Here is a 16,972-nt window from a genome sequence, read left to right as displayed (position 1 = left end):
CGGTGGTCTAGCCGGAGGTGCTGCTGTCGCTCTTGCCGAGAAAAAGGATTATACCCAAATCGAATGGTTAACCCAGGGCGACGGGCCCGGTTGGTTGTCGTCAGTGTTGTATTTAAAGGCTGGCATCGGGCAAAGTGGCCCCGCACTGGTGGCAATTACGTGCGTCGGGCTTGCCTGGTCTCAGCGCGCTGCGCGGATGGCGCTCTTGGGCCGAAAGGCTTTGCAGACTTCGTCGCGCGTTTCCATGTAGGGGCCGCCAATCAAGTCGATGCAATACGGCACAGCAGAAAAGATGCCATGCACCAAGGATTGTCCGTCGGCGTCTTTCAGGCCTTCTAGCGTTTCAGTGATTGATTTGGGTTGCCCCGGCAAGTTGATGATCAGGCTTTGGCCTCGGATCACGGCCACTTGCCGTGACAGGATCGCGGTCGGGACGAATTTCAGGCTGATCTGGCGCATTTGCTCGCCAAAGCCGGGCATTTCCTTGTCGGCCACGGCCAAAGTCGCCTCAGGGGTCACATCGCGCAAAGCTGGGCCGGTGCCGCCCGTGGTCAGGACCAGGCTGCAACCGGCGTCCACCAGTTCGATCAAGGTGGCACTGATGCGGTCTTTTTCGTCGGGAATCAGGCGTGGCTCAAAGCCGATGGGGTTGAGCAGGGCGCGGGTCAGCCAATCTTGCAGGGCCGGCAGACCTTTGTCTTCGTAAACGCCTGCGCTGGCACGGTCACTGATCGAGACGATGCCGATCCGGACAGGGTCGTAGCGGGCTTCACTCATCGTTGGCCTCCTCGGGTATGTCGTCGCTGGCATCGCTTTCGCCACCGGTCAGGATACTTCGGACCAGTTTGAACATTTCGCGGTAGGCGCGGCTTTGGCGCGGTGCCAGGCCTTGCGAGACGGCCGCGTTGGTCACGGGTACGGCGTCCTTGCGGGCTTGCCGCACCAAGGCGCGCAGTTGCTGGATGTCGGTTTGCGGGTAGTGCGCGAGCCATTCGCCCACGGCGGCATCGTCGGCAATCAGGCGGTCGCGCCAGGCTTCTGCCAAGTGCAGCGATTGGGTGTCTTTGGCACTGCCCAGGCGTTGGATGTCCAGCGCCTCGCGCACGCTTTGCAGTGTTTCGGGACTGAGCAAACGCATTTGCTTGCCGATGAACTGCATCTGGCGGCGTTTGCCTTCAAAGTTGGTGATGCGGTTGGCCTCAACCAGGCCATCGGCCAGTTTGTCGGGCAGGTTCAGACCATCCATCAGGTCACGACGCAAGGTGAGCAACTGTGTGCCCAGCTCTTGTAACTCGGTGCTTTCGCGCTTGAGTTCGGTCCGGCTGGGACCTTCCAGGCCGCCTTTGAGTTCGCGCTTGTACTCCAGGTCGAGTTCGCTGCCTTCGGCAACAAATTGACCACGGACGAAATAGCCTTTTTTGGGTTTACGGGACATGACTGGGGGAACTCGTTCTCTAGGACAGCGCACAGGCTGGGTGGCAAGTATCATAGCGACCACCGCGAGCAGCACGCTCACACTCTGCTTTGAGACCATTTCTGTGAAAAAAAACACCCCTGTCACCGCCTCATCACAACCGCATGATGGCTTCAGCTATTCCCGTGACCATTTCGAGGGCTTGGTGGACATTGCCCTGAAACATTCGAAAAAGCTGGGCGCCACCAATGCCGGTGCCGAAGCCTCGGAAGGCTGCGGTTTGTCGGTCAGCGTGCGCAAGGGCGAACTCGAAAATGTGGAGCGAAACCGTGATAAATCGCTGGGCGTGACGGTGTATGTGAAGCACCGCCGGGGCAACGCCAGCACCTCGGATTTTTCCAAAGCGGCGATCGAGCGCACGGTGCAAGCCGCCTACGATATTGCCCGTTTCACAGCCGAAGACCCTATGGCCGGTTTGCCCGATGAAGCCGATATCGAGACGAAACACCGCGACCTTGACTTGTTTCACCCTTGGTCGATCAACAGCGAACAAGCGGCTCGCCTGGCCTTGCAATGTGAGGCCGCTGCGCTGCAAACCAGCCGCCGCATCACCAACAGTGACGGCGCTGCCGTGTCTGCCCAGCAAAGCCATTTCTTCAGTGCCCACACCCATGGCTTTCGGGGGGGCTATGCCAGTTCGCGCCACAGTGTTTCGGTGGCCCCCATTGCCAAGCTGCCGGGGCGCAACGCCGAAATGCAGCGCGATGCTTGGTACACCTCGATGCGTTCAGCCCCGGACCTGGCTGCGCCCGAGGTGGTGGGCCGCTATGCTGCCGAGCGCGCCTTGTCGCGCCTGGGTGCTCGCAAGATTGCCACGACCGAATGCCCGGTGCTGTTTGAATCGCCGGTGGCCGCGGGCCTTCTGGGTGGTTTTGTGCAGGCAGTGAGTGGTGGGGCGCTGTACCGCAAGAGCAGCTTTTTGCTCGATTCACTGGGTAAAAAGGTCTTCCCGAAACACATTGACGTTGAAGAAGACCCGTTTGTGATGCGCGGCAAAGGCAGCTCGCCTTTTGACGACGAGGGCGTGCGCTCCGTGCGACGCAAGGTGGTCACAGGTGGGCGTGTCGAAGGCTACTTCTTGAGCAGCTACTCAGCGCGCAAGTTGGGCATGAAGACCACGGGCAACGCCGGGGGCTCGCACAACCTGACGCTGACCTCGCGCCTCACTCAGGCAGGCGATGACCTTGATGCGATGCTGCGCAAACTGGGCACCGGCTTGTTCGTGATCGAGTTGATGGGGCAGGGCGTGAATTACGTCACGGGCGACTATTCACGCGGTGCCAGCGGCTTCTGGGTTGAAAACGGCCAGATCGCCTACCCCGTGCACGAGATCACCATCGCCGGCAACCTCAAGGACATGTTCATGGGCATCGAGGCCATTGGCGCAGACGCCTACAACATGGGTGCCAAGAGCACGGGCTCGATTCTGGTCAATCGCATGAAGGTGGCGGGCAGCTGAGCTGCACCCTGGTGATGCCATGAAAAAGGGAGCGCAGGCTCCCTTTTTGGGGTCGATCTGCGCACGAAGCGCTGGCCTGCCTGGCCTTAGCCTGCCAGCGCGGCTTTCACGGCGGCAGACACATCCGCCATGTCGGCCTTGCCAGCCAGTTGGGCTTTGACAGCCCCCATGACCTTGCCCATGTCGCCCGGACCCTTGGCCCCGAGATCGACCACGATGGCCCGCACCGCAGCAGTCACTTCTTCGGCCGACATGCGTGCAGGCAGGTAAGCCACCAACACCGCCATTTCGGCCTTTTCCTTGTCGGCCAAGTCCTGGCGTGCTGCCAGTTCAAAAGCGGTGATCGAGTCTTTGCGTTGTTTGATCAGTTTATCCACGATGGCCACCACAGTCACATCGTCCAGCTCAATGCGTTCGTCGACTTCCTTTTGCTTGATGGCCGACAGCAACAAGCGGATAGCGCCAAGTCGCTCGGCGTCTTTGGCCCGCATGGCGGTTTTCATGTCTTCGGTGATCTGTTCTTTCAGGCTCATGAGAGGCTCCTGGCGTGGTTGAAAGTGGAGGAGGCATAAACGACAAAGCCCGCCTGAGCGTCCTCCAGCGGGCTTGTTTGCAGACCCTTGCGGGTCATACAAAGAAGATCAATACATCTTCTTGGGCAATTGCATGCTGCGAACGCGCTTGTAATGGCGTTTCACAGCAGCTGCTTTTTTGCGCTTGCGCTCAGTGGTGGGCTTTTCGTAAAACTCGCGGGCACGCAGGTCTGTGAGCAAGCCAAGCTTTTCGATGGTGCGCTTGAAGCGGCGCAGTGCGACGTCAAACGGCTCGTTTTCTTTCACGCGGATGGTGGTCATTGAATCAATTTTCTAAAAATGTGCCGGCTGCAGCAACAAGGGAGATCGGGCCCTTGAAACCCAGTTTCGGCGGATCCCCGTCACGAACTAGTATTTGGCAGACGGGGGTTTGCCAGCAAAGACTGAAATTATAACCCTGAATCCGGCCGGTTCAGGCCGACTTTTCAGCCGTTTGGTGAGGGGGGCAGGGCAATTTCCGCCCCGGGAAGTGCCATGGCGCACGCATGGCCGCTGGCCCAAGCCCATTGGAAGTTGTAGCCGCCCAGCCAACCCGTCACATCGACCGCTTCACCAATGAAATACAGCCCCGGCTGTTTGGACGCCATGGTTTGGGAGGACAGGTCGCGCGTGTCCACGCCGCCCAAAGTGACCTCCGCTTTCTTGTACCCCTCGCTGCCGGTGGGGGTGAGGCACCAGTTGGACAAAGCTTCGGCCAGTTTGCTCAGGGCTTTGTCGGGCACTTCGGCGGCGGTGCGTTGCAAGGCCGGGTCCTGGCTGACCCAGGCATCGGCCAGGCGGCTGGGCACCAGGCTGGCCAGTTCGTTGCCCAGCAGTTTTTTGGAGCGCAACTTGGCTTCTTGCAAACGATCGGGCAAATTCAGCGTGGGGGCCAGGTTCAGGCGAATCGGGGTGCCTTCTTGCCAGTAGCTCGAAATCTGCAGCACCCCAGGCCCTGACAAACCCCGGTGCGTGAACAGCAAGTCTTCGTCAAAGTGCATGCGGGCTTTTTTATCGCCCGTCTCGATGCCCACAGGCAAGGCCAGACCGGCCAGTTCGGCATAGGGCGCCCAGGCGGCGCCGTCAAAAGTCAGTGGCACCAGCCCGGGTCGGCGCTCGACCAGGCGCAGACCAAACTGGCTGGCAATGCGGTAACCCCAGTCGCTGGCGCCGATTTTGGGAATCGACAGGCCCCCTGTGGCCACCACCAAGGACGGGGTCAGTACGGTGCCTTGGTCGGTGTCCAGGCTGTAGTGGGCGTGGCCATCTGTGTGGTGGCGCACAGTCTTCACGCTGCAACCGGAACGAATTTCGACGCCACCCGCTTGGCACTCGGCCAGCAGCATGCGGATGATGTCCTCGGCCGAGTGGTCGCAAAACAGTTGGCCTTTGTGCTTTTCGTGAAAAGCGATGCCATGCTTTTGCACCAAATCGATGAAGTCTTGCGGGGTGTAGCGTGACAGGGCCGAACGGCAAAAGTTCGGGTTCTGGCTGATGAAGTGCTTTTGCGGGGCCGATGCGTCGAGCAGGCGGTTGGTGAAGTTGCAGCGCCCGCCACCTGAAATGCGGATTTTTTCGGCGATCTTGTCACTGTGGTCGATGACAAGCATCTTCAGCCCGCGCTGGCCCGCCACGCCCGCGCAAAACAAGCCGGCAGCACCGGCACCCACGATCACCACATCCCAAGTATTCATTCCGGGAAGTGTAGTGGGTGGGCCCCGCAAATTCTGCGTGGCCTCAAGCCATGCGCTGCTGTGACAAATGCCGCTGCTCATCCCAAGCCCGCGCCCCTTGCACCACATCGCCCACCACAATGATGCTGGGGCTTTGCAGGCCTTCGCAGGCCATGGTGCGCGTCAACTCGCCCAGCGTGGTCAGCGCTTGGCGCTGGCTTGGCAGGCTGGCGTGCTGGACGATGGCCACCGGGGTTTGCGCGGGCAGGCCCTGCAACAAGCCGCTGCTGATGTGCTCGAGACTGCTCACGCCCATGTAAATCACCAGCGTCAGTTTCGAGCCTTTGGCCGTGGCCGCCAGTTGGGCCCAATCGGTGCCGGTGTCGCCGGGCTTGGCGTGGCCGGTCACAAACACCACGCCGTGGGCGTGTTCGCGGTGGGTCAAGGGTGCGCCCAGACTGCTCATGCCCGCAAGACCCGAGGTGATGCCGTTGACCACCTGCAAGTCGATGCCCGCCGCACGCAGGTGTTCCACCTCTTCGCCGCCACGGCCAAAAATGAACGGATCGCCCCCTTTAAGCCGCACCACATGCTCGCCCTCTTGAACGGCGGTGATCATCATTTTGTCGATGAAGGCCTGCGGCGTGCTTTTGCAGCCCCCGCGTTTGCCCACATGCACGATGCGGGCTGAGGGCGATGCGTGGGCCAGCACGGCCTCGTTGACCAAGTCATCGACCAGCAGCAAGGTGGCGCTGGCAATCGCTTTGACGGCTTTCAGCGTCAACAGCTCCGGGTCGCCAGGGCCTGCACCGACCAGGGTGCAGCGGCCTTGTGGGCGGGCTGTGGTGTTCATGCTTTCACCTCGTTCAGAATATGTTGGACTTGCAACGCGATCGGCGCTGGCACGGGCAAATCCAGGGCCAGTACCCGCCGAATGTAGGCCGCAGTGGCGGCTGCATCGGTGCCCGGCAAGTCGGGCACTTGGGCCAATGGGCCTTCTTGGGGGGCTTGCACGCGCAGCGTCTGCCCGTTTTTGAAAACGTCCATGGCCGGCGTACGCCTGGCGTCGGCCACGCTCTCGCCCTCGGTGCCTCGCAGCAGCAGAGCGTGTTGTCCGGTCAGTGCAAAAGTGGCCGACATCGAGTGCAAATACTCCGGGTGCGTGTAGCTGCTCACCACCAGGGCATGGTTGTCGCAAGGGTTCATCAATTTCACCAGGCTGTGGCCCGGGTTGCGCAGGCCCACCACGCGGCGCACAGACAGCAACCGCTCCAAGCCGGGGTTCAGCGCGCCAGTGGGCACAAACAGCAGCTCACCCGCTTGTACGGTTGGCGATGGCGCCGATGGCTTGATGCCCAACTCGGCCAGCACCGCCTGGCTGCTCACGCGTTTGTCTTCGGTGGCCGTGCCGTGCAGGACCACCGCCACCCCTTCACGGGCCAGCAACAAGGCCAGCAACGGCGAGAGCACGGGCAGCTTGCGCGCACCGTTGTAGCTGGGCAGCACCACGGCGGGCGCACCTTGGGTTTGCACCCTTTGAAGGCGTGCATAGACGGCATCCAGAAAACCAGCCATTTCTTCGGGCGTCTCACCCTTGATGCGCATGGCCAGACAAAAAGCCCCCAACTCCAGGTCGCTGACTTGCTGGTCGAGGATCTGGCCCATCAGGTCGACGGTCTGCACGCGGCCGAGCGCCCGAGCGCCGTCTTTGCCCCGGCCGATCTCCTTGATGTAGTGGCTGATCCCCATGTCACGGATTGTGGCGGAGTCGATCTAACTGTTCGTTATATGTGTATGACCCCGAAGCGCTGTTTCAGGCTGCGTCCATGCCGTGGCGGCGCTTGGATTCGCTGCATGCCGCAGACGCCCAAAACGCCAGCAGGGCACGTACCGCTTCAGCGTGTTGGCTGGTGGCCGCCACGCTGCCCGAAAACGTGGTGTTGATCTGCACCGCATCGGGCAGGGGGCCAAGCACGGTGATGCCGGGCACACCCATCATCTCGCTCAGTTGCTGAAAGCCCAGCGCCACCTCGCCTTGCGCGATCAAGGCGCCCACGGGCACGCCGGGCTTGGCTTGTACGATGCGGCCCTCGATCTGTCCTGTGATGCCCCAGCGTTCAAAGAGGCGGCTCAGTTGGACGCCACTGGGGCCGGTGGACAAACCCAGGCTGCGTGCAGACAGCACCGCCTGCCTGAGCGCTTCTTCTGTGGCAATGTTGGGCACCGTTGCACCTGCAGGCACGGCCACCGCCACGCCCGAGTGCACCAGGTCGACTCGGCTGCCGGGCAGCACATGGCCACTGGCGATCAATTTGTCGATGGCATCGCTGGACAGCACCACCGCATCAAAAGTCTCGCCCGCCTGCACGCGTTGGGCCGCGTCCACCCCGCCGACCGATTCGACCTGAACCTGCACATCATGGGCCTGTGCCTTGTACTGCGCCACCAGATCGGCCAGCAGCGGCTTGGTGGCCATGGATGAAATCAGTCGGAGTGTGGTCATGGTGTGGGCTTGCAAGAGGGGCCTGAAGGCGCGAGGCTACTTTCGAGGTGGGGGCGTCGCTTCTGCAAGGATTATGGCCAAGCCCCAAGCCACCCACCATGCCCCGCTTAAACTACCTGTTATGCGAATTTTGGGTATTGAATCATCTTGCGACGAGACCGGTGTGGCACTTGTGGAAACCACGGGCGAGGCTTTGCCACGGCTTTTGTCGCACGCCTTGTACAGCCAGATCGAGATGCACCAGGCCTATGGCGGCGTGGTGCCCGAGTTGGCCAGCCGCGACCACATCCGCCAGGTGTTGCCGCTGACGCGCCAGGTCATGGCCGAGGCGGGTGTTGCATTGGCCGATCTCGATGTGGTGGCCTACACCCGGGGTCCGGGTCTTGCCGGGGCTTTGCTGGTGGGTTCGGGCGTGGCCTGTGCGCTGGCGGCGTCTTTGGGCAAACCGGTGTTGGGCGTGCACCACCTGGAAGGCCATTTGCTCTCCCCCTTCTTGAGTGCTGACCCACCTGAATTTCCTTTCATCGCCTTGCTGGTTTCGGGGGGGCACACCCAGCTCATGCGGGTGGATGGCGTTGGCCGTTATGCGCTGTTGGGGGAGTCGATTGACGACGCCGCTGGCGAAGCCTTTGACAAATCGGCCAAGCTCATGGGCTTGCCTTATCCGGGCGGGCCGGGCCTGTCCCGCCTGGCCGAGCAGGGCAACCCCGTGGCCTACAAGCTGCCACGTCCCTTGCTGCACAGCGGTGATCTGGATTTTTCATTTGCGGGCCTGAAAACGGCGGTACTGACCCAGAGTCAAAAAATTGGGCCCGCTGCCCACACCGAAGGCGCCCCGGAACGTGCCGATTTGGCCGCGTCGACTCAGGCCGCGATCGTGGAAGTGCTTGTCAAAAAATCCATGACAGCGCTCAAGGGCAGTGGTATGAAACGCCTGGTTGTGGCAGGGGGCGTGGGGGCCAACCGTGAGCTGCGTGCCCAGCTCAACGCCGCCTGTGCCAAAGTTCAGGTGCGGGTGCATTACCCCGAGTTGCATTTGTGCACCGACAACGGCGCCATGATCGCCATGGCCGCCGCCATGCGCCTGCAAGCCGGCGCCCAGCAAGCCGAGGCGCGCTACAGCTTCGACGTCAAGCCCCGCTGGCCGCTGCACGAACTGGCCTGATCCAACCCATTACACTGCGTCCCTCTGAAGCCCATTTCGTGCTTTGACAGGCGCTGCTTTTACATGTTTTCTTTTTCTCGATTTTTGGTTTTTCCTCGCCGTTCAGTTTGTTTGGCGCTGGCTGCGCTGAGTGTTTTCGCCATGCCTGTGCAGGCGCAATCACCCGCACCCCTCAAGCTGGCCCTGATCGAGGGCCTGAGCGGCCCCTTTGGGAACGCAGGTGAGGCGGTGGTGCGCAACATCGCCTGGGCGGTGGAACGTGTCAATGCGCGTGGCGGCATCAAAACGCCACAGGGCATGCAAGCCATGTTGCTGGAGCGTTATGACAGCAAAGGCCAAAGTGAAGAGGCTTTGTCGGCCCTCAAGTCGGCCATCGACGACGGTGCCCAGGTGGTGTTGCAGGGCAACTCATCGGCCAACGCGGCCGCCTTGATCGATGCCATCAACAAGCACAACGAACGCGAGCCAACCAAGCGGGTGCTGTTTTTGAACTACTCAGCGGTGGACCCGGCGTTGACCAATGAGAAATGCAGCTTTTGGCATTTCCGTTTTGACGCCCATGCCGACATGCGCATGACCGCGCTGATGCAAGTCTTGCGTGAAGACAAGACCGTCAAATCGGCCTATTTGATTGGCCAGGACTACAGCTTTGGCCAGGCCGTGCTGCGCGAGGCCAAGCGACAGCTGGCCGAAAAGCGCCCCGATGTGAAGGTCGCAGGTGAGGAGTTGCACCCGATGGGCCGGGTGAAAGACTTTTTGCCTTACGCGGCCAAGATCAAGGCCAGTGGTGCGCAGGCGGTCATCACTGGCAACTGGGGCAACGACCTGACGCTCTTGGTCAAGGCGGCCCGTGAAGCCGGTTATGAGGGCAAGTTCTACACCTTCTACGGCAATGCCATGGGCTCGCCTGCTGCCATTGGCGAAGCGGGTGTGGGTCGGGTGATTGCCGTGGCCGACTGGCTGCCCAATGTGCCAGGCAAGGCCAGCGAGGCCTTTTACCAATCTTTCCGTCAGCGTTTCCCCAAACCTTCAGAAGATTATGTGCACGTGCGCATGCAACTCATGGTCGAGGCCTTGGCCCAAGCCGTGGAGAAGGCGGGCAGCACCGAGCCTGTGGCCGTGGCCTTGCAACTTGAAAAATCCCGCGTCAGCATGGCCGGACAAACCGGCAGCATGCGGGCCGAAGACCATCAGTTTCAGCAAGCGCTGGTGGTGGGCGTGATGGCGCGCCAGGGAACGCCCGGTGTGCCGTTTGATGTCGAGGGCTCTGGCTACGGTTTCAAGGTGGTGCGCCAGATCACGGCCGAACAGGCACGCTTGGCCCACACGTGCAAGATGCTGCGTCCGGGCTGATCGTTGAGCACACCGATCCATTTTGCAGCCAGTTTTTGGCCGGCAATTCCAGGCACTCTCTCAAGCCTTATTCGCGGCTGACCTCATGTTGGAAGGCGTGGTCGCGGGCTGTTTCTCGTTCGGACTTCAGCCTGGCCCGGTAAGCCCATGGCGCCTCTGGGGGCGGTTGCCCGTGCCAAAGCCCTAGATTTTTGTCACGCGCCTTGACTTGGGCCTCGGCGTAATCGGTACGATCCTGTGGGGTTTGTTCGCGCTGGTATTGCTTGTAATGCCAGGCCCAACCCGCTTGCAATTGCTGCAAATTGGCATCTTCCCCCTGAACCACAAGCTGACCGACGATGCGGCCATAGCGATCGCGTTTGTCAAACTGCACGCTCACGTGGCGGCCAAACACGGCTTGTGACAAAAAAGCTTTTGATTTTTGCCCATGAGGCTGGCTTTTTTCGGGCGCATCAATGCCCGCCAAGCGGATCACGTGCTGCTGGTGCTGTCCATCGAGCACGGTGACGGTGTCGCCATCAGACACTTTGACCACCTGGCCTTGCAGTTGATCGGCCAAAGCGAGCGAGCACCCGCTGAACACCAGCCAGGTGATGAGGACGGATGACCTGATCCGCCAGGGCAGACCCCCATCAGGCATGGGTGTCAGCCCGGCTTCGCTGCACCACTTGCAGCGCACCCATCAAGGTGTTTCACCCACAGCGTCTTTGATGCATTTTTTGACGTTGCTGTTTTTGGCGGCGCCAGCCAGTTTGCGTTCGGTCGCTGCGGCTTCGCACTTGGCCGTGGCGTCTTTCTCGCACTTTTTGAGAAATGAGTTTTTGGCAGCACCTGCCAATTTCTTCTCGGTCGCGGCAGCCGTGCAAGTGGTTTCCTGCGCCTGGGCAGCGTTGAACCAAAGAGCCAAAGCCAGAAGTGCAAATAATTTGGACATGATGATTTTGTTGTTTAAACCATCAAAATCATAGTCAATATTTTCATTGTTGAATTTATGGCGTCCTTGTCCCGCATTTGCCAATCGGCTTGTCCCGTGCCTGCTAACCTGCAGCCATGAGCCCATCCAACGCTGCCGCTGAACACCTGATCGACTCTGCGTATGCCGCCAGGCGTTTGCTGGTGACCCTGGCCTTGATGACCCTGGGCGGCAGCAGCATGTACGTGGTGGCCGTGGTGTTGCCTGCCGTGCAGTCCGAATTTGGCGTCAGCCGGGCGGACGCGTCCATTCCGTACACCCTGATGATGCTGGGGTTTGGCCTGGGGGGTCTGTACATGGGCCGATGGGCCGACCGGGCCGGGGTGCATGTGCCTTTGTTGCTGGGCGGTTTTGGCACAGGGCTGGGCTTTATCGCTGCCAGTTTGTCGTCCAACATCTGGTGGTTTGCCCTCGCGCATGGTTTGCTGTTGGGGTTGATCGGCAGTTCGACCACTTTTGCGCCCTTGGTGGCCGACACATCCTTGTGGTGGAAAAAGCGCCGAGGCATCGCGGTGGCGGTTTGTGCCAGTGGCAACTATGTGGCCGGTGCCATTTGGCCGCCGTTGGCGCAGCACGGCGTCGAGACCGTGGGTTGGCGCAGCACCTATGTGGCCATGGGGCTGTTTTGCGGCATCGGCATGGCGCTGCTGAGTTTGCTCATGCGCCAGCGCCCACCTTTGCTGCAAACCCCGGTGGCGGGCAGTGCCCTGGCCCAGCAGTCGCAGCAGCCTTTTGGGTTGAGCCTGAACAAGGCGCAGTTTTTGTTGTGTGTGGCGGGTGTGGCCTGCTGTGTCGCCATGGCCATGCCGCAGGTGCACATCGTGGCGTATTGCACCGATCTGGGTTTTGGCGCAGCACGCGGCGCCGAAATGCTCTCGCTCATGCTGGCCTGCGGCATCGCCAGTCGGCTCATCTCGGGGCTTATTTGCGACCGCATCGGTGGCTTGCGCACGCTGGTGCTTGGATCGGTCTTGCAGGGCGTGGCCTTGCTGTTGTTTTTGCCTTTCAACGGGCTGGTGTCGCTTTACGTCATTTCTGCTTTGTTTGGTCTGTTCCAAGGCGGCATCGTGCCGGCTTACGCGATCATCGTGCGCGAGTATTTTCCGGCCAAGGAGGCTGGTTCACGCGTGGGCGCCGTCATCATGGCCACCATGATTGGCATGGCCCTGGGGGGGTGGATGTCGGGCAAGGTGTTTGACCTGACGGGCTCGTACCACGCGGCCTTCCTCAATGGGGTGATGTGGAACGCGCTCAACCTGAGCATTGGCTTGTGGCTGTTGTGGCGCGTCAAACGCGCGGCGGTGTCGGCGGCCTGAACCCGGTGCGCGTTTCATGTCGCAGCAGTGTCTGAGCGCGATCAGCCCGCAGTGGACCAGGTGACGTCCGCCTCCAGTGGGTAAATCGGGCGGCGCAGGCGCTTGAATTGCAGTTCGCTGTAGTCCGAGGTGCAAGCGCCCGCCCCGGCACATTCCACCGTGGCTCGGGCCAGCTGACCCAGCCCTGCGCGCCAGTGCACACGGCTTTTGAGCACCACAAAGTTTTTTTGCGTCGGGTCCATGCCCAGGCTCAGCAGAGCGTTCACATCAAAGGGCTCGACGTGGCGCGAAATCAGCGCCACCTCGACCTCGCCGGTGTCAATCACCACCGCCAGGCCCATGTTTTGAAGGGCACCCCGACTCATCGGACCTTTGACGCGGTATTTGCCGTTCGAGATCAGCTTGACCACACCCCGCAATTCAATCGGCTCGCTGCGGTGCGGCATCAGCGGCATGGCCATCTTGCCCCCCACTTGCAAAGTCACCTGCGCGCCAATGCCCGCCTGTATGGCTTCTTGAACGGCTTGAGGGTCAAAAATGGCAAACACCGCCACCTTGCGCAAACCCTGTCGCAGCACTTCGGCCAGTACCGCTGTGGTGTCCATGGTGCCGCCCGAGGCCGCGTTGTCGCAGTGGTCGAGCAGCATCACCGGAAAATCAGTCAGCGTTTTGGCCCGCGCCACCGACCGGGCCAGCGGTTCGGCTTGGTAAACCCATTGCGCCCGACTGTCCCAGGCCATGTGCATCAGCTCGTCGCGAAAGCGCTCGGCCAGCGCCGGGTCGTTGTCGGTCACCACCACCACCGACAGACCGGCGTTTTCGATGTCGGCATGCGGAAAACCAGTGAACACGCTGGCACACAAGGCGCCGGCGGCTTCCATTTGACGGGCACGCGCCTGGAGGGTGCGGTTGGGTTCGTCCAGAGAGCTTTGCCGCATGATGTGCGGGATCATGGGCAGGCGGCCCCAGGCGGTGGTGGGTTGCACTTGACCCTGGATCATTTTGAGCAAAGCCGATCCGGCTCGCATGCCGGTTTCGTACATGTCGACGTGCGGGTAGGTTTGGTAGCCCGCCACGGTTTGCGCCAATTCGACCATGTCGGTGTGCATGTTGGCGTGCATGTCGTAGGCCACGCCCATCGGAGTTTTGGGGTCGATGGCGCGAATGCGGCGCAGCAACTCGCCTTCGCCGTCTTCGTGGCTTTGGCTCACCATGGCGCCATGCAAGTCGAGCAAGATGCCGTCAAAACCGCCTTGCGCCACCGCTTGCAAAATCGCCTGGCACATGGCTTCGTAGGCCTCGTCGTGCACCAGTCCGCTGGGCGCGGCGTGGGCGGCCAGGGCCAGCTCGAATTCGGCCCCGGCCTGCTCGGCCAGGTCAATGAAGGCCCCGGTGGCTGTGCCCGTGCCGCGAAACGCTGCGATCGCTACCTCGCCGCAGGGTGGCGCTTCACCCTGGGCCAGCGCAAAGCGCTGCAAGTCGGTGGGCACCGGCGAGAAGGTGTTGGTCTCGTGCATCATCATGGCAATCAGCAGGCGCATAGGAACTCCAGTTCAACAGACAGCCATGATGTGCCTGAGGGTTTGCAGGCCACAGTCACCGAGGTGCCAGCAGAACTGCTGATTTGCATTGAACCGGATTGACAGTGCGCACCTTCCCGTTTGAGACTGGGTCTGTTAAGTGCAGTGGTTGCACCGTCTTGTTTTTTCAGGAGCCTCTGCATGTTTCCTTGCATCAATACCCTTGGCGCAGCCTCGGCCCACCAGCGTGGCCTGATTTACGGCCGCCAGGCCCAAAGCCGCATACAGCACAGTGTGGTCACCTATGCCCGCCTGTTTGCCGCGTGCGGCATCGACTGGGCCAGTGCTTGCGAGCGAGGCCTGCGGTTTGAAAGCGTCATTGCGCAGGTGGATGCCGACTTGATGGACGAACTGCGCGGCATGGCCGAGGGCAGCGGCCAAACCCTGGGCAGCCTGATGGCCCTGAACTGCCGCACCGAAATTTTGCCGCCCACATTTTTCACGGATGAGCCGCAACTGGCGCACGCCGCCCTGGCCGCCAACCACGCGGCCGGCCTGCCGGACTGGCTGGCCCAGGCGAGCTGGGATAGCGCCCTGAAAGACGGCGAGTGCACGGCCATGGGCGTGACCGCTGCCGCCAGCCAATCCGGGCAGGCCTGGTTGGCGCAAAACTGGGACTGGATGGGCCGCCAGCGCGAAGCCCTGGTGGTGCTGCACACCCAGGGACCAAGCGGACAAAGCATCACCACCCTGACCGAGGCGGGCATGCTGGCCAAGATCGGCATCAACCAGTCGGGTTTTGCCATTGGCTTGAACATATTGCGCTCTGTGCGCGATGGCAGCCGCCTGGGCGTGCCGGTGCATGTGTTGCTGCGGCACTTGCTCGACTGCCGATCGGTGGTGCAAGCGCGTGAGCGTTTGCAAGCCCTGCAAACTGACCTGGGGCTGGGTTTTGGTGCCGCCTCCAATGTGCCCTGTGCAGACGCACAAGGACAAGCCGTTTGTTTTGAGGTGTCGCCAGCGGGTTGGGCCGAGCTTGCGCCCACCGATGGCGTGGTGGTGCACACCAACCACTTCGTGTGCGAGACGCTGGTGGGCGAACAAGCCCCCGTGGGGCCGGGTTTGTCGAGTCACAGCCGCTTGGCGACAGCCGGGCAACACGCGCTGCAAACCCCCATAGGGCAAGCCGGGTTGGCGCATTTTTTGCGCGACGAATCCGATGGCTTTTTGTCCATCTGCCGCAGCCCCGACCCCAGCGTGCCGCCTGAGAGTCGCGTCGAGAGCGTGGCGGGCATCATCATGCAAACCTATCCCCCGGCCATGTGGGTGGCGTGCGATGTGCCCAGCCGGGTGGCTTTTGAGCCGGTGCCTTTGGCTGCAGCCGTGCGTACAAAACCTACACCGATCGGCATGCATTGATTTTTTTGTGAGCTATACAACCGTACATAGAACGCTACATACAAGGGTACATACGTGTTGGTGACTTATGTAACGGTCTGAAGTGGAGTCCATCAATAAGCTTTGTTAAGGCGTGCGAATGGCGCACGTCTAAATTTACAAAGGAAATTGATCATGATTCGGAAATATGCATTGGGCTTCGCCGTTGTGGCTTGCGGCTTGGCTTCATCGGCCATGGCGGCGACGGCTTCGGGACAATTTAACGTGGGGGTCACGCTGACGCCAAAATGTGAGGTCTTCAGCGGCGCTGGTGCAACCGGTACTTTGACCACCGCCATCTCCAACCTCAATCTGGCTTACACGTCTTTTCAAACGACCGCGACAACCGGTACCACCAGCTTTCAGGTGCGTTGCACCAACAGCCAAAGCTACAGCATGGCTTTGGACAATGCCAGTTTGACTGATGGAACGACAGGCTTGAATTACACCTTGAATCTGACGAGCAATTCGAGTCACGCAACCGTTGCCAACGGCAACGCCAGCATCAGCACCGCGACCGGTAATGGCCTCACCGGTCAAATGTATTACGTTCACGGAACGATTCCCGCTGCACAAGACGGAACCGTGACAACCGGTACAGCCAACAACACCCGGACATTGACGATCACTTACTGAGTCCCTCCGGCGTTCAAACATGCCTGACTCGCATGTTGTCTTTGCGCGAATTGTCCTGCCCAGTGTGCGTGCCCATTTGGTGCAAACGCCGCAGACCTTTGCGCAAAGACGTCTTTATCCCCTTATCAGACCGGGCTTCGTGCCGAGTGACATGCTAAAAATTTTGACGTTGATCGCCCTATTGATGGCCAGCTTGACCTGCAACGCAGGGGCTTTTTCAGTGACTCCGGTGAGGTTGTTTTTTGACCCCAGAGACAAAGCCGTGGCCATCACACTGACGAACGATGGCGACGAAGAAGTGGTGCTTCAGGCCGATGTGTACCAGTGGATGCAAAACCTGGAAGGTCTCGACAAAACCGAGCCGACAGAAGACCTGATTGTTTCCCCGCCCAGTCTTCGCCTGCCACCGCGTTCGAGGCAAGTGGTTCGGCTGGGTTTGTTGATCCCGCGTGACAAGGCCAGGCAAATGACCTACCGCCTTTTGGTGCGCGAAATCCCTGAAGCCGAAAGGCGCAAGGACGCCACGCTGCAATTGCCGATTGCCTTGGTGCTGAACATGCCCATTTTCATCACACCCTCGGGGGCCAGTAGAAAAATCGATTGCGGCTGGGACAAGGGTGAGGGCGCCAAGCCCAGCCTGTCGTGCCTGAACTCAGGCGCGGCCTATGCCCAAGTGCGTTCGGCTGAAATTCGCCGTGGGGGCCTGCTTTTGGGAAAAACAGAAGGCAGCCCCTACATTTTGGCTGGCGTTCGCCGGAGCCTGCCCCTGCAAGATGCAGACCCTTCGGCCATGGCGCCAGGGATCGCTCAATTGACCTTGGTTTACGACGATCTGAAAACCGAAACAAAGACGATTGAAATTCCCTGAATCGAAGCAGACCCGACCTGTCA

The 16,972-nt window shown here is 60.8% G+C and carries 18 protein-coding genes; 7 read left to right on the top strand and 11 right to left on the bottom strand.

Annotated elements, in window-relative coordinates; genetic code table 11:
- Positions 1-180: 180 nt before the first annotated feature.
- The gene (mog, locus tag B9Z45_RS02770) at positions 181-777 is read right to left on the bottom strand and encodes a molybdopterin adenylyltransferase (RefSeq protein ID WP_108405710.1); all 597 of its coding nucleotides are present in this window, start codon (positions 775-777) and stop codon (positions 181-183) included.
- Complete coding sequence (gene yjgA / locus B9Z45_RS02765; protein ID WP_108405709.1) at positions 770-1,435, bottom strand: ribosome biogenesis factor YjgA; 666 nt, start codon at positions 1,433-1,435, stop codon at positions 770-772. The genes mog and yjgA overlap by 8 nt, the downstream gene beginning before the upstream one ends.
- On the opposite strand from yjgA, the gene pmbA reads away from it, so the two are divergent.
- A complete protein-coding gene (gene pmbA / locus B9Z45_RS02760; protein WP_233252044.1) occupies positions 1,434-2,933 on the top strand; it encodes a metalloprotease PmbA in 1,500 nt (499 codons plus the stop codon). The genes yjgA and pmbA overlap by 2 nt on opposite strands.
- A gap of 86 nt (positions 2,934-3,019) precedes the next feature.
- On the opposite strand, the gene B9Z45_RS02755 is transcribed toward pmbA, so the two are convergent.
- From B9Z45_RS02755 to B9Z45_RS02730, 6 genes are all read right to left on the bottom strand, one after another.
- The gene (locus tag B9Z45_RS02755) at positions 3,020-3,466 is read right to left on the bottom strand and encodes a GatB/YqeY domain-containing protein (RefSeq protein WP_108405708.1); all 447 of its coding nucleotides are present in this window, start codon (positions 3,464-3,466) and stop codon (positions 3,020-3,022) included.
- A 108-nt stretch (positions 3,467-3,574) separates the two neighbouring features.
- A complete protein-coding gene (gene rpsU / locus B9Z45_RS02750; RefSeq protein ID WP_108287360.1) occupies positions 3,575-3,787 on the bottom strand; it encodes a 30S ribosomal protein S21 in 213 nt (70 codons plus the stop codon).
- 164 nt (positions 3,788-3,951) lie between these two features.
- Complete coding sequence (locus B9Z45_RS02745; protein ID WP_108405707.1) at positions 3,952-5,199, bottom strand: NAD(P)/FAD-dependent oxidoreductase; 1,248 nt, start codon at positions 5,197-5,199, stop codon at positions 3,952-3,954.
- Between the two features lie 43 nt (positions 5,200-5,242).
- The gene (gene cobA / locus B9Z45_RS02740) at positions 5,243-6,031 is read right to left on the bottom strand and encodes a uroporphyrinogen-III C-methyltransferase (protein ID WP_108405706.1); all 789 of its coding nucleotides are present in this window, start codon (positions 6,029-6,031) and stop codon (positions 5,243-5,245) included.
- Positions 6,028-6,927: a DNA-binding protein YbiB gene (gene ybiB, locus B9Z45_RS02735; RefSeq protein ID WP_108405705.1), complete on the bottom strand. Its 900-nt coding sequence runs from the start codon at positions 6,925-6,927 to the stop codon at positions 6,028-6,030. The genes cobA and ybiB overlap by 4 nt, the downstream gene beginning before the upstream one ends.
- 64 nt (positions 6,928-6,991) lie before the next feature.
- The gene (locus B9Z45_RS02730) at positions 6,992-7,681 is read right to left on the bottom strand and encodes a substrate-binding domain-containing protein (RefSeq protein WP_108405704.1); all 690 of its coding nucleotides are present in this window, start codon (positions 7,679-7,681) and stop codon (positions 6,992-6,994) included.
- 121 nt (positions 7,682-7,802) lie between these two features.
- On the opposite strand from B9Z45_RS02730, the gene tsaD reads away from it, so the two are divergent.
- Positions 7,803-8,846, top strand: a complete 1,044-nt coding sequence (gene tsaD, locus B9Z45_RS02725; protein WP_108405772.1) for a tRNA (adenosine(37)-N6)-threonylcarbamoyltransferase complex transferase subunit TsaD — start codon at positions 7,803-7,805, stop codon at positions 8,844-8,846.
- Between the two features lie 63 nt (positions 8,847-8,909).
- Complete coding sequence (locus tag B9Z45_RS02720; protein ID WP_108405703.1) at positions 8,910-10,199, top strand: branched-chain amino acid ABC transporter substrate-binding protein; 1,290 nt, start codon at positions 8,910-8,912, stop codon at positions 10,197-10,199.
- A 67-nt stretch (positions 10,200-10,266) separates the two neighbouring features.
- Here the strand turns inward: B9Z45_RS02720 and B9Z45_RS02715 are convergent, their stop codons facing one another.
- Both B9Z45_RS02715 and B9Z45_RS02710 read right to left on the bottom strand, forming a co-directional pair.
- Positions 10,267-10,839 (bottom strand): thermonuclease family protein, encoded by a 573-nt coding sequence (locus B9Z45_RS02715; RefSeq protein ID WP_108405771.1) that lies wholly within the window; start codon positions 10,837-10,839, stop codon positions 10,267-10,269.
- Between the two features lie 42 nt (positions 10,840-10,881).
- Positions 10,882-11,259 carry a hypothetical protein gene (locus B9Z45_RS02710; RefSeq protein ID WP_370445798.1) on the bottom strand — a complete coding sequence of 126 codons (378 nt, stop codon included), beginning with the start codon at positions 11,257-11,259 and terminating at the stop codon, positions 10,882-10,884.
- Between B9Z45_RS02710 and B9Z45_RS02705 the strand changes: the two genes are divergently transcribed.
- Complete coding sequence (locus tag B9Z45_RS02705) at positions 11,250-12,488, top strand: MFS transporter (protein WP_108405701.1); 1,239 nt, start codon at positions 11,250-11,252, stop codon at positions 12,486-12,488. The genes B9Z45_RS02710 and B9Z45_RS02705 overlap by 10 nt on opposite strands.
- Positions 12,489-12,529: 41 nt before the next feature.
- On the opposite strand, the gene B9Z45_RS02700 is transcribed toward B9Z45_RS02705, so the two are convergent.
- Positions 12,530-14,029, bottom strand: coding sequence for a M81 family metallopeptidase (locus B9Z45_RS02700; protein WP_108405700.1), 1,500 nt, complete (start codon positions 14,027-14,029; stop codon positions 12,530-12,532).
- Between the two features lie 180 nt (positions 14,030-14,209).
- Here B9Z45_RS02700 and B9Z45_RS02695 point away from each other — a divergent pair, with 180 nt between their 5' ends.
- The 3 genes from B9Z45_RS02695 to B9Z45_RS02685 all read left to right on the top strand — a co-directional run bounded on the left by B9Z45_RS02695 (position 14,210) and on the right by B9Z45_RS02685 (position 16,949).
- On the top strand, positions 14,210-15,427 hold the full coding sequence (locus B9Z45_RS02695; RefSeq protein WP_108405699.1) for a C45 family peptidase: 1,218 nt from the start codon (positions 14,210-14,212) through the stop codon (positions 15,425-15,427).
- A gap of 153 nt (positions 15,428-15,580) precedes the next feature.
- Positions 15,581-16,081 (top strand): spore coat protein U domain-containing protein, encoded by a 501-nt coding sequence (locus B9Z45_RS02690; RefSeq protein WP_108405698.1) that lies wholly within the window; start codon positions 15,581-15,583, stop codon positions 16,079-16,081.
- A 151-nt stretch (positions 16,082-16,232) separates the two neighbouring features.
- Complete coding sequence (locus tag B9Z45_RS02685; RefSeq protein WP_158270363.1) at positions 16,233-16,949, top strand: molecular chaperone; 717 nt, start codon at positions 16,233-16,235, stop codon at positions 16,947-16,949.
- Positions 16,950-16,972: the final 23 nt, after the last annotated feature.

This window comes from Limnohabitans sp. 2KL-17, from assembly GCF_003063415.1.
GTDB lineage: Bacteria > Pseudomonadota > Gammaproteobacteria > Burkholderiales > Burkholderiaceae_C > Limnohabitans_A.
This window is presented reverse-complemented; position numbering and strand designations above follow the sequence as displayed.

What these genes read in the sequence shown, in the direction of transcription:
- mog (WP_108405710.1), bottom strand. Translation starts at nt 777, where the DNA reads ATGAGTGAAGCCCGCTACGACCCTGTCCGGATCGGCATCGTCTCGATC.
- pmbA (WP_233252044.1), top strand. Translation starts at nt 1,434, where the DNA reads ATGACTGGGGGAACTCGTTCTCTAGGACAGCGCACAGGCTGGGTGGCA.
- yjgA (WP_108405709.1), bottom strand. Translation starts at nt 1,435, where the DNA reads ATGTCCCGTAAACCCAAAAAAGGCTATTTCGTCCGTGGTCAATTTGTT.
- B9Z45_RS02755 (WP_108405708.1), bottom strand. Translation starts at nt 3,466, where the DNA reads ATGAGCCTGAAAGAACAGATCACCGAAGACATGAAAACCGCCATGCGG.
- rpsU (WP_108287360.1), bottom strand. Translation starts at nt 3,787, where the DNA reads ATGACCACCATCCGCGTGAAAGAAAACGAGCCGTTTGACGTCGCACTG.
- B9Z45_RS02745 (WP_108405707.1), bottom strand. Translation starts at nt 5,199, where the DNA reads ATGAATACTTGGGATGTGGTGATCGTGGGTGCCGGTGCTGCCGGCTTG.
- cobA (WP_108405706.1), bottom strand. Translation starts at nt 6,031, where the DNA reads ATGAACACCACAGCCCGCCCACAAGGCCGCTGCACCCTGGTCGGTGCA.
- ybiB (WP_108405705.1), bottom strand. Translation starts at nt 6,927, where the DNA reads ATGGGGATCAGCCACTACATCAAGGAGATCGGCCGGGGCAAAGACGGC.
- B9Z45_RS02730 (WP_108405704.1), bottom strand. Translation starts at nt 7,681, where the DNA reads ATGACCACACTCCGACTGATTTCATCCATGGCCACCAAGCCGCTGCTG.
- tsaD (WP_108405772.1), top strand. Translation starts at nt 7,803, where the DNA reads ATGCGAATTTTGGGTATTGAATCATCTTGCGACGAGACCGGTGTGGCA.
- B9Z45_RS02720 (WP_108405703.1), top strand. Translation starts at nt 8,910, where the DNA reads ATGTTTTCTTTTTCTCGATTTTTGGTTTTTCCTCGCCGTTCAGTTTGT.
- B9Z45_RS02715 (WP_108405771.1), bottom strand. Translation starts at nt 10,839, where the DNA reads ATGCCTGATGGGGGTCTGCCCTGGCGGATCAGGTCATCCGTCCTCATC.
- B9Z45_RS02705 (WP_108405701.1), top strand. Translation starts at nt 11,250, where the DNA reads ATGAGCCCATCCAACGCTGCCGCTGAACACCTGATCGACTCTGCGTAT.
- B9Z45_RS02710 (WP_370445798.1), bottom strand. Translation starts at nt 11,259, where the DNA reads ATGGGCTCATGGCTGCAGGTTAGCAGGCACGGGACAAGCCGATTGGCA.
- B9Z45_RS02700 (WP_108405700.1), bottom strand. Translation starts at nt 14,029, where the DNA reads ATGCGCCTGCTGATTGCCATGATGATGCACGAGACCAACACCTTCTCG.
- B9Z45_RS02695 (WP_108405699.1), top strand. Translation starts at nt 14,210, where the DNA reads ATGTTTCCTTGCATCAATACCCTTGGCGCAGCCTCGGCCCACCAGCGT.
- B9Z45_RS02690 (WP_108405698.1), top strand. Translation starts at nt 15,581, where the DNA reads ATGATTCGGAAATATGCATTGGGCTTCGCCGTTGTGGCTTGCGGCTTG.
- B9Z45_RS02685 (WP_158270363.1), top strand. Translation starts at nt 16,233, where the DNA reads ATGCTAAAAATTTTGACGTTGATCGCCCTATTGATGGCCAGCTTGACC.